Origin of the sequence: Pantoea sp. EKM20T (assembly GCF_011800485.1) — a bacterium.
In the GTDB taxonomy this organism is placed as follows: domain Bacteria; phylum Pseudomonadota; class Gammaproteobacteria; order Enterobacterales; family Enterobacteriaceae; genus Pantoea; species Pantoea agglomerans.
The window spans coordinates 482593-492738 of record NZ_JAALFW010000003.1 but is presented as its reverse complement, the minus strand read 5'-3'; the positions used below and the strand labels follow the sequence as shown (position 1 = coordinate 492738).

The 10146-nt window shown below is 48.7% G+C and carries 10 protein-coding genes and 1 pseudogene; 10 read left to right on the top strand and 1 reads right to left on the bottom strand.

Annotation, left to right across the window (positions count from 1 at the left end; all coding sequences use genetic code 11):
• Nucleotides 1-69: 69 nt before the first annotated feature.
• The 3 genes and pseudogenes from HFD94_RS08280 to HFD94_RS08270 all read left to right on the top strand — a co-directional run.
• Nucleotides 70-408: pseudogene (locus tag HFD94_RS08280) on the top strand (phage tail protein); the annotation flags it as partial.
• Between the two features lie 47 nt (nt 409-455).
• The gene (locus HFD94_RS08275) at nt 456-668 is read left to right on the top strand and encodes a hypothetical protein (RefSeq protein WP_167432996.1); all 213 of its coding nucleotides are present in this window, start codon (nt 456-458) and stop codon (nt 666-668) included.
• Nucleotides 669-729: 61 nt separating this feature from the next.
• Nucleotides 730-1083 carry a phage tail protein gene (locus HFD94_RS08270; protein ID WP_167432995.1) on the top strand — a complete coding sequence of 118 codons (354 nt, stop codon included), beginning with the start codon at nt 730-732 and terminating at the stop codon, nt 1081-1083.
• Nucleotides 1084-1087: 4 nt separating this feature from the next.
• Here the strand turns inward: HFD94_RS08270 and HFD94_RS08265 are convergent, their stop codons facing one another.
• Nucleotides 1088-1900, bottom strand: a complete 813-nt coding sequence (locus HFD94_RS08265; protein ID WP_181955351.1) for a DUF6602 domain-containing protein — start codon at nt 1898-1900, stop codon at nt 1088-1090.
• A 135-nt stretch (nt 1901-2035) separates the two neighbouring features.
• On the opposite strand from HFD94_RS08265, the gene HFD94_RS08260 reads away from it, so the two are divergent.
• From HFD94_RS08260 to HFD94_RS08230, 7 genes are all read left to right on the top strand, one after another.
• Nucleotides 2036-2740 (top strand): phage minor tail protein L, encoded by a 705-nt coding sequence (locus HFD94_RS08260; RefSeq protein ID WP_167432994.1) that lies wholly within the window; start codon nt 2036-2038, stop codon nt 2738-2740.
• Nucleotides 2740-3465 (top strand): C40 family peptidase, encoded by a 726-nt coding sequence (locus tag HFD94_RS08255; RefSeq protein ID WP_167432993.1) that lies wholly within the window; start codon nt 2740-2742, stop codon nt 3463-3465. The genes HFD94_RS08260 and HFD94_RS08255 overlap by 1 nt, the downstream gene beginning before the upstream one ends.
• Complete coding sequence (locus HFD94_RS08250) at nt 3408-3932, top strand: tail assembly protein (RefSeq protein ID WP_167432992.1); 525 nt, start codon at nt 3408-3410, stop codon at nt 3930-3932. Before HFD94_RS08255 ends, HFD94_RS08250 begins: the two co-directional genes overlap by 58 nt.
• A 9-nt stretch (nt 3933-3941) precedes the next feature.
• Complete coding sequence (locus HFD94_RS08245) at nt 3942-7079, top strand: host specificity protein J (protein WP_167432991.1); 3138 nt, start codon at nt 3942-3944, stop codon at nt 7077-7079.
• The gene (locus HFD94_RS08240) at nt 7079-8038 is read left to right on the top strand and encodes a hypothetical protein (RefSeq protein WP_167432990.1); all 960 of its coding nucleotides are present in this window, start codon (nt 7079-7081) and stop codon (nt 8036-8038) included. Before HFD94_RS08245 ends, HFD94_RS08240 begins: the two co-directional genes overlap by 1 nt.
• A 379-nt stretch (nt 8039-8417) precedes the next feature.
• Nucleotides 8418-9548 carry a tail fiber domain-containing protein gene (locus HFD94_RS08235; RefSeq protein ID WP_167432989.1) on the top strand — a complete coding sequence of 377 codons (1131 nt, stop codon included), beginning with the start codon at nt 8418-8420 and terminating at the stop codon, nt 9546-9548.
• A gap of 66 nt (nt 9549-9614) precedes the next feature.
• A complete protein-coding gene (locus tag HFD94_RS08230; RefSeq protein ID WP_167432988.1) occupies nt 9615-9959 on the top strand; it encodes a hypothetical protein in 345 nt (114 codons plus the stop codon).
• The last annotated feature ends 187 nt before the right edge of the window (nt 9960-10146 follow it).

The window sequence follows — 10146 nt, the reverse complement described above, 5'->3', positions numbered from 1 at the left end:
CGCTTACCGCTCATGGACACCTCTCTTTAAGCCATCTTAAATGACTCTGAGGTGTCTGTTAAACCCGTGGCGATTCAAATAGCTGGCGCTCGTGAGCACGGCGGCCCTGTCGACGCCAGCAGCATGTATCGGGTAGGCGAAGGCGGAAAGCCTGAAATCTTCAAAGCCAGCAATGGCAGCCAGTACATGATCCCGGGCGACAATGGTTCTGTAATCAGCAATCGAGATATTGGCGGTGGTGGCGGTGCCGGTGGTGGGCTTGTGATGAATTTCAACTTCGATATTCAAACCACGGGCGGCGTTGACGAAGCCACGCAGAAGCAGATGGCGCAAATGATGCAGACCGTTGCCCTTCGCACTATCAAAGACCAGCAGCGGCCCCGAGGTATGCTGAGCAAGGGGCGGTAAAGGTTTGATATAATACTCATTGTGATTAATTAAAAAAGGGATAAAGGATGGATTATCAGGTAGAAGAAATCACGTCGTTTGACAACCTGAATGGGTCGGGAATTCTTGCAAAAGTGAGTTTCCTTTCTGACGACCACAATAAATCTACTGTTGTACATGTGCGACTACCGTTGGATAAAAATGCCTCGTTGGCTGAAATTGAGGACAGAGCCTTGAGTGAAGCAAAGCAGCAACTGAAAAGCCTCACATCTAAGTTTTAATTGCGCTAGACAGCCATGTAAAAACCCGCTTCGGCGGGTTTTCTTTTAAGCGGAGAACCCAATGCCAGAAACTTTCACATGGAGCCCACAAAAAGGCTTCACGGTCTCGCGGGCGCCAAACGTAGCTGTCGTAAAGTTGGGCGACGGCTACGAGCAGCGCCAGACTCGCGGCATTAACCCGCTGATGGATAGCTATTCGCTGACGTTTATAGGCTTCAATGATGCTAAGTGGCTACGGTCTAACGTAGCTACACAGGCCGAAGCGTTCCTGAAAGCACGAATGGCGGTGGAGTCATTTTACTGGACGCCCTCAGATACTGGCGCTCAGGGGCTGTATGTGTGCCGATCATGGTCATTGATGAAAACCGGCAATCAGCATGAGCTGACTGCCACGTTTGAACAGGTATCGAAATAACATTTCAATCTAATGTAACGATATTATAATCATGCCGATTAATATATGGAAATGCATTAAGGAATGTTCCGCTTAGGCTTTTGACAATTTCCTGTAGCATATGGAATAGCATTAATAAATTTCCATCTTCACATTCACTCATGACCCATCTTAAAGTTGGGTATGCTTTTCTTATCTCGTTGAGGGCAAACCCATACTGTATGTTGTCAAAGTAAAAGTACCCCTTCTTTAAAACAAAAACACCATCAATTGATGGGCATTTTATTTTAAATCTTGTTTCGTCTAAAGTTAACGTGGGCAGGGATATTCCTAGTTTATCATGTATTGGCTTTAGCCAGTTGTGAATGGTTTGCATTTTTGCTGGTCCAGTGTAAGCAACCACATAATTTTTAATGCCAGATGAGCCAGCAAGGTTTGTTGAGATGACTTGTTGAAAGTTAGTCGTTAGGTTTTTTGAATTGTTTGCAGCAATAATCGAGCGCTCAAGCTCATCACTTGTTAAAGTTGATTTTACTTCTATCGTTGCGACTACGGATTCAATCAGATATGCGTTTACGCCACCGCCAAAATTAAGCTTTGGGTAATCGTTTCTATAAAGAATGATATCATATTGATTTCGGGGTTCACCAGGAGATGAATTGCAATCAATTATCTCACCTGTGCCTATGGATATAGTGGTAGGTAAATGATCTTTTAAGAATTCATGAATAAACGATTCTCTTGGGGTTCCTTTGTGAAGAGGATGCCCTGTTATTGAAGCACTTGTTGACTGCGCCACCAGTATTCTTTCTTTATTATCCATGTGGGATTTTAACATTTTCTATTCTCATGGTTTAGATGACCGTTAATAAGCATTGATGTCTAAATAGCTAAACGTACCCTATCGTAAAAAACTTCAGCTTATAAGGGTTTTCTGTTTGAGAACATCAAATAGGGCTGGCAAAGGTAATACATGAGAAACATACCAGCAGAACTGATCATCGAGAGTACTGACTCGGGCGTCGGCGCGATGCTCGACCTGTTCGAAGTGGACCTGCAGTCATTCGGGGGCGATGTTATCCGCTTCCATGCAGGTACGAACGGATATTACGGCGATGTTATCTGGCAGGGCCGACAGTACTCAGCCTATCCGATCGCGGTTGAAGGGTTTGAAACAAAGTCAGAAGGCACCTATTCGCGCCCGACGATGAAGGTGGCGAACATCACCGGCCTTATCACCGGTATCAACCACGATTTCGATGATGCATTGGGCGCGGTAGTAACGCGCAGACAGGTGCTGGTAAAGCATCTCGACGCGGTGAACTTCCCGAATTGTAATGCAGATGCAGACCCGACCATGGAAGCTGTATCCCGTTACGTCATAGAGGAGATGGTTGAAGAGACATTCGAGACCGTGACCTATAACCTGGCGACCCCGGTTGACTGCGATAACGCAATCATACCTGCGCGTACCATTCTGGCAGATGTTTGCCAGTGGGTATACCGCGGTGACGGCTGTGGCTATTCAGGTGGGCCGGTTGCTGATGAAAAAGATAACCCAACTTCGGACATGTCACGGGATAAGTGCTCAAAGCACCTCACTGGTTGCCGCATGCGATTCCCTAAACCTGAACCGCTTCCCTATGGTGGCTATCCCGGATCTTCAAAGGTGTCCTGATGATTGAAGATGAATGCCTGGCATATGCGGCTTTATCCCGAGATGAAGTATGTGGCCTGATTATTGATGGCGCTCGGTTCATGCGCTGTTATAACCAGCACCCAAATCCGGGGTGCAACTTTCGCATAAGCGATACTGACTGGATGAGAGCGGAAGCGGCGGGAGAAATCACCGCCGTTTTTCATTCCCACCCAGAGCCAAAGCTCGTTCTTTCGGCTGCCGACAGGGTGGCGCAGATATCTACCGGCATTGAGTGGTGGCTGGCAAGCGCTGGCAGGCTTAGAAAGTTCCGACCGGTACCGCATTTGCTGGGCCGCCGGTTCGAGCATGGTGTGATGGATTGCTACACGCTTTTCCGGGACGCCTACCACCTGTGTGGCATCGACCTGCCTGACTTCGAGCGCACTAACGGATGGTGGGTGAGGGGGCAAAACCTCTACCTGAAGAATATGGCTGCCAACGGATTTTACGAACTTACTCCGGCCGACATCCTGCCGGGTGATGTGATCATCCGGCGCGCCTTCCCTGAGTCAGACCCTTGCCACGCGATGCTCTGGCTTGGAGATAACACAGTACTTCATCACGAACTAGCCGGGCGCCTCAGCCGCCGCGAGACCTACCGGCAATCCTATGTAAGCCTGACGCACTCTATATGGAGGCATGAACAATGCTCATCTTTAGATTTGCGGGGAATCTCCGACAACATTTCCGCCAAATCACTCTGAACGTCGATACACCCTCGCAAGGCCTGCGCCTTCTGCTTGCTCAATGTCCCGAATTCAAACGCGATTTCTATAAAACCCGCTTGCGCCTTCGCATTGATGGCGGTGACGTGTCACAGGATAACCTCGAATTCCACATGAACAGGCACCTGAAAGACGGCGCAACAGTCCTCTTCGTGCCGATTGTTGAAGGGGCAATCAGCGCCCTAGCTGCAGTGTGGATCATGGTGGCCGTCACGGTTGCCTCGGTTGCTTACTCGCTCTATATGTCCTCACACATGAAGACGCGGAGTGCAGCAGACCAGGACAAAAACTCCATTACCAACAACTCATTCACCAGTGCTGAGAACCGAATCGGGCAGGGCAGGCCGGTCCCGCTACTGATTGGCGAAATGGTGGTTGGCAGCAACGTTATCTCTCTTGGTATTGATACCAGCAACAATCAGGACTGGGATATTTCCATCAGTTAAGGTGAAAGCATGAGCTCAGGCGGCGGTGGCGGAAGCACTCCCAAACTTATCGATGACAACCTCAAATCAAAGCAGTATCTCAAAGTCCTCGATCTCATTTCAGAAGGTCCGATTTACGGACCGGTAGACCAGAACCACCTTTCCTCATTCATGCTGAATAAAACGCCCGTCACTGATGCAGGCGGTAACGTTACGATTAACGGCGTCAGCGTGGCATGGCGTCCAGGCTCTTCAAATCAGTCACCGATCACCGGCTTTGACGCGATTGAAGCGACCACGGTCGTCAATACAGACGTAACCCAGAGCACGCCTCTTGTGCGCACGGTAACCGACACTGATGTGACCCGGGTGCGAATGAACATCGGCGTAACTGGCCTGGTGGAGCAGGATACCAAGGGCAACCAGCACGAAACAGCGGTAACCATGGTCATCGAGACGCGCAATGGAACGTCCGGCTCATGGAATATTCAGAAGACCGTCACAATAAGCGGCAAAATATCAGGTGAGTACCTTGAGGCTCATATCATTGATGCCCCCCTTCAGAAACCATTTGATATCCGTCTGCGTCGCGTCACACCTGACAGCTCAAGCGACCTGATGACTAATGGCACCATCTGGAACAGCTTTACTGAAATCACTGACGACCGGCTTTCATATCCTTATGCTGCCGTGGCTGGCTGCGTGGTTGACCGGGATCAGTACACAGACACCCCTTCGCGTACCTATCATCTGCGCGGGCTGATTGTAGATGTTCCGGATAACTATGATCCGATAGCCCGGACGTATACCGGAATCTGGACCGGTGGATTCAAATCAGCATGGATGAACAATCCTGCCTGGCTGTTCCGTGCACTAGTGAAGAACGCTCGCTACGGTCTGGCTCGTCGCGCCGGCTATGTTGATGTCGATGACGGCAGCCTGTACGTGCTTTCGCAGTTTTGCGATCAGCTTGTCGATGATGGCTATGGCGGAAAAGAGCCACGATTCACGCTCAATGCTTACATTACAGAGCAGAAAAGCGCACGCGAATTGTTGGATGATATTGCTAGCATGTTCCGTGGCATTGCTCTGTGGGATGGCATGCGCTTCTCGGTGATGCTGGATAACCCGCAGGATCCGGTCGCCTCAATAACCAATGCGAACGTGGTTGATGGGCTGTTTACTTACAGCTCCATGAAGCGATCTGAGCGATTTAATGCTGTTATCGTCTCATGGACCGACCCGAACAATGGTTGGTCTCAGGTTAAGGAATACGTGTCCGACGACGGGCTAATTGACCGCTACGGATACAACGAAACCACTATGGAGGCATTTGGTTGCACGTCACGCGGCCAGGCATTCCGCACAGGAAAATGGTTAATTGAGACCGCCAAACGCGAAACCAAGAAGACCACCTTCAAGATGGCACGCGAGGCAATACGCTTCATACCCGGCGACGTGGTAGAGGTGCTGGATAACAATTATGCAGCCACACGTCTGGGCGGGCGCATTATCTCGCACAGCGGCACTTCAATAACGGTGGATGCTGATGTTTCGGATCTGGCCGGCAGCGGCGATAAAATGTCGGTCATGGGCTCAACTGGTAAATTCATCAAGTACGAAATCGCCAGCGTCACAGGTCGCGTTATTCGCCTCAAGACTGCTCCGGCGTGGGTGCGTGATGGCACCGTTTTTATTATTTCTACTGACGAAGTCGCGCCGCGCCTGTTCCGCATCATGGGCATTTCCGAAGACGAGAACAACTCGGTTTATTCCATCTCAGCAACGTTGTACGACCCGAATAAGCAGGCCGTAGTTGATGACGGCGCGATATTCGATACGTCCGGCGACACGCTCAATGGTTATCGTGTACCGAACATTGAAAACCTGCGCATCATCAACGTCAACAGCGAGACCATTCAGGTATCGGCAACGTGGGAGACTGCAACGCTTACCAAGAAGATTGTCTTCGAGCTCTATGTTTACAGCATGGATGGAAAGGTGGTGGCGCAGCACGAAACTGACCAGTTCCGTTACGACTTTTACGGCCTGGAATCAGGGAGCTATTCGCTGGGGGTTCGTGGACGCAATGAGAATGGTATGAAGGGCGCTGAAACTCAGGTCAGCTTGGTCATTGGCGCGCCTTCTGCACCTTCTTTCATTCAGTGGACGCCTGGCATCTTCTCCGCAGACATCGTTCCGGTAATGAGTGTATCAGCAACAACCGACACCTCTTTCGAGTTCTGGTACACAGGAGAGGTTCCGGCAAGCTCTATAGGTGCAGTCGAGACTGAAGCTCAGTTTTTAGGGAGGGCTTCGCAGTGGACGTTGCACGGCCTTAAGGCTGACCATACTTACTACATGTACGTCAGGACCAAAAACGCATTTGGCGTCTCGCCTTTCGTTCAGGTCTCGGGTCAGGCGTCATCAGATATCCCCGGGATGCTTGAGTATATCGATGAAGCAATAAGGAATTCAGATGCGTTTGAAAACCTGTCAGGTCAGATTGATAACAACATCGAAGGAATGCTGCAGAACGCGTTAAACAGCGATGCTTCTGTAGATCACCAGTTCCGCCAGTTTGGTGAGATCAGGGCGGACATCATCACCATTCGCACAACTGTAGCTGACGTTTCACAGGCGATGGCTCAACTTGAGACGCAGGTTCAGGCTCAGTACGGTGAGTTAAGTGCTGCGGTGAATGAGAAGCTGACAGCAACGGTTACTGATAACGGCGTGGCTAAAGCGTCGTACACCTTGCGCGTAGGCATCAATCGCGGCGGTCAGTATTACGGTGCTGGCATGGCTATTGGCATCGAGCCGTCAGGCGGAGCATACAAGTCCACCCTGGCATTCAATGCTGACCAGTTTGGTATCTATACCGGCAGCGACCCGGGTAATTATCAGATGGCGTTTGCTGCGGTAAACGGTCAGATTTTTATCAACGACGCGTTTATCAACTATGCCTCGATTACGCTTGCCAAGGTTGGCTCATGGTATTCGTCAAATTACGTCGCCGGTCAGACAGGGACGATCATGCGCTCCGACGGATCATTTGAGCTTAATGGGCCAGTTTCAGGTCAGGGTAAGTTTGTGCTGGATAACAGAGGGGCCGCCTGGTACAACGCAAGCGGTCAGTTGGTGTGCTCGATGGGGATTCAGAGGTAATGGCAGGATTTCAGGCTTTTATTAACGGAACCTCTTTTGATGCTGTAAACGCCATGTCATACAATTTTATTGCTGACGTGGCGTCAGTGTCAGGATCTGGCAGCAAAAGCTATAGCTTGCCGGGGTTTTCAATAAGCGCAGCGATAATTGGCGGAAGGACCTCAGCAGGCGCAAGCAATATAACCTATACAGTATCTGTTTCAGGCCAGACTGTTTCTTGGGCAGGAGTGGATATTGTGTCGAAGTTAATCGTGACCGCCACTCCTACAACCACTTTAAGCTATGCAGGATTCGTATATAACGACTATTCAGTCAATCCACCGATATTCAAACTTGCACCAACATTCACACCCTTTAACCTCGTGCAGGTTATAGACCTTACACCTGCTTTTGGTCAGGTAGTGCAAACAAACGTTCCAGTAAGTATTCCCTTTATAGCCTTTCACAGGAGCCTGGCTGCATCTGGTTTCAATCATGTGTGGTGGACGGAGATAAACCAGAATGGATATTGGGCGCTGCAGTTCAGGCCCAACTTTGGCTACCAGATGACAGCCACCCGAATATATATCTTTGCCAAAATGATGGTAAATGTGCCATCTGGCGGTTTCTTCATGTACAACAATGGGCAAATGGTATGGCACAGCAATTGTCTGCCGCTTCAGATGCAGACTGGTTCAATCACTAACGCGGGGCAGCCGGTGGCATCTACCAGTGGTGTTTCTGTGGTGGTCAGCCAGCCTTTTGATCCAGCATTCCCGAACACAGGTATTACGCTCTATAACTGCTATAGCGGAGGTATAAATAGTTCTGGTCAATATGAGGCTAGCGGTGGTGATCTGTATTCATCCTCTAACTATCAGGTTCCACAGGGAAGGCCGCCGAGTTACTCATGCGGCCCCCCCGGATTCATATTCTGTAACGCCTATGACTCTTACTATAGGCAGGCGCTAGGGGGTTAATCGATCGCATGCTGCTGTGTTGGTAAACTGGGATTTGTCTGTCCATGTATAAAAAGGCTTGCCAGCAAGGTATTTACCGTCTTCAATTTTAAACACTGCAATGTCGTACTTTTGTTTATAAATAACGGCTTCGTTATAGCAAATTGGTGGAGAGCTTGATACACAAGCTGACAGAGACATTGCAACACAAATGATAGTCATTACCTTTTTCTATTAAATATCCTTTTCTGATTATGTGCTGATTTTAGATCATGCACGGTTTTTGTGATTAAGTGAATTAACAAGATGCTTGGCTTTATTTTGCTTAATTGAGATAACTGGAAACCATTCCAAATAACACCCGGCCTCTCGCCGGGTTTTTTATTGTCCGGAGAAAGCTATGCCAGCAGGCACTATTGCACTAACTAATAATTCAACCGCGGTTACCGGCACCGGAACATCATTTACAACAGAGCTTAAAGCTAACGATTTCGTAGTGGCTGTCGTGGGTGGAGTTGCTTATACGCTGGGTATTAAGTCAGTCGATTCCAACACGGCTTTAACGCTTGCTCAGTCATATACCGGACCTGCTGCATCCGGGTTAGCGTGGACGCCAGTACCCTTTGGCACAATGACGGCAATCACCGCTCAGTTGGCTGCGCAAGTGACTTATGCCGTGCGTGGCTTCAATCTTGACAAGGCTAACTGGCAGGGGATATTTACCGGTTCAGGTAACGTGACAGTCAATTTGCCAGATGGAACATCTTGGACGGGTCCTGCGTGGAATGGAATCGCACAGACGATTTCCGGAAAGTTCGATAAATCTGGCGGTGAAATCACAGGTGATTTGACCGTTGATAATGATCTTACTGTGAATGGCTCAACCACTATTTCTGGCCCGCTTGGACAGTCAGGTGGGGCTAAGTTTTACAATGGTGACGTTCTGGTAGATTCCGGAGAGGTAATTGCCAAAAAAATCACCGATGCAGGAGGGGGTTATTATAACTCTGCATTTGTTAAGTCCGTGCTTAGTGGGCGGGGCGCCATGGGTGACTCTCGTGGTGCCTACGCCGCGCTTCTTTGTCAGGAGCAAAGCGGTGTTAAGTTTTCCGGCTATGTGGCTTTAAACGGTTTTGGCAACAATATACTTTTTGAGTTCAGAAACAACGGAAACGCTTACGCACCTCAGCAGTGGGTTTCGTCATCCGATAAACGGATAAAAACCAATATTAAAAAAATAGAAGATCCTCTGGTGAAGATGCGCCTTATCAAAGGTGTTACATGGGACAGGCTTGACCGTTTCGCACCGGGTATTGGTTTTATTGCGCAGGATGTTCAGGCCGCTTTCCCCTCAGCCGTTTCTGTCTACGGCGACATGACAATGTCAGATGGAACTGTCGTTAAAGACGTTCTGGCACCTGATACTACCGGTGTGGCCGCAGCGCTTCACCATGAGGCTATCCTGGCCTTGATGGATAAGATTGAAAAGCAGGATGCCATAATTAGTGAGATGCTCAGTAAATTAAAATAAGTTGATGTGGATTGATTTTTGTTTAAAATTAATTTTCAATTGCTGAATTTTTTAAAAGGATAAAAAATGAAACTTGCATTGACGCTCATCTCTGTTTTTTTCTTGGCAGGCTGCGGGCCAAGTGATACGACAAAAACAGAAGCCATATCAAAGGCAAAGTCATATCTCCGAGAGCAGGTCGGGAATCAGGGTATGATAAATTTCGGTAAGGTAGTAGTTAATAGCCGTTTTTATGATAAGAATAGCGCGGTCTGTGGAGATTTCAAAATTGGAACAGGACCATCTCATAAATTTTATTCATTGCTTTACACTAAAAATGATGGCGACATGGATGTGACGAAACCTATTCATAATGACGATGCAAATCAAAGTAATGGTTTCGACGTTTTCTGGGATAGATTTTGTGGATAAAAGGGATTGCTGCGTCTTCTTAGATATGTTTTTCTAATAGTATGAACCAGCAAGTAATACCATTTAATCAGCTTTTTTGGCTGCCGGGCAATGGCTGAGTCGCTCCTGTCTGAGCCGGATACGTGATGGGTCTGATAAGCTTAGATCAGCAGCTGAACGGGAGCCAAGCGATGAGCATGAAAAACCC

What these genes read in the sequence shown, in the direction of transcription:
- HFD94_RS08275 (WP_167432996.1), top strand. Translation starts at nt 456, where the DNA reads ATGGATTATCAGGTAGAAGAAATCACGTCGTTTGACAACCTGAATGGG.
- HFD94_RS08270 (WP_167432995.1), top strand. Translation starts at nt 730, where the DNA reads ATGCCAGAAACTTTCACATGGAGCCCACAAAAAGGCTTCACGGTCTCG.
- HFD94_RS08265 (WP_181955351.1), bottom strand. Translation starts at nt 1,900, where the DNA reads ATGTTAAAATCCCACATGGATAATAAAGAAAGAATACTGGTGGCGCAG.
- HFD94_RS08260 (WP_167432994.1), top strand. Translation starts at nt 2,036, where the DNA reads ATGAGAAACATACCAGCAGAACTGATCATCGAGAGTACTGACTCGGGC.
- HFD94_RS08255 (WP_167432993.1), top strand. Translation starts at nt 2,740, where the DNA reads ATGATTGAAGATGAATGCCTGGCATATGCGGCTTTATCCCGAGATGAA.
- HFD94_RS08250 (WP_167432992.1), top strand. Translation starts at nt 3,408, where the DNA reads ATGCTCATCTTTAGATTTGCGGGGAATCTCCGACAACATTTCCGCCAA.
- HFD94_RS08245 (WP_167432991.1), top strand. Translation starts at nt 3,942, where the DNA reads ATGAGCTCAGGCGGCGGTGGCGGAAGCACTCCCAAACTTATCGATGAC.
- HFD94_RS08240 (WP_167432990.1), top strand. Translation starts at nt 7,079, where the DNA reads ATGGCAGGATTTCAGGCTTTTATTAACGGAACCTCTTTTGATGCTGTA.
- HFD94_RS08235 (WP_167432989.1), top strand. Translation starts at nt 8,418, where the DNA reads ATGCCAGCAGGCACTATTGCACTAACTAATAATTCAACCGCGGTTACC.
- HFD94_RS08230 (WP_167432988.1), top strand. Translation starts at nt 9,615, where the DNA reads ATGAAACTTGCATTGACGCTCATCTCTGTTTTTTTCTTGGCAGGCTGC.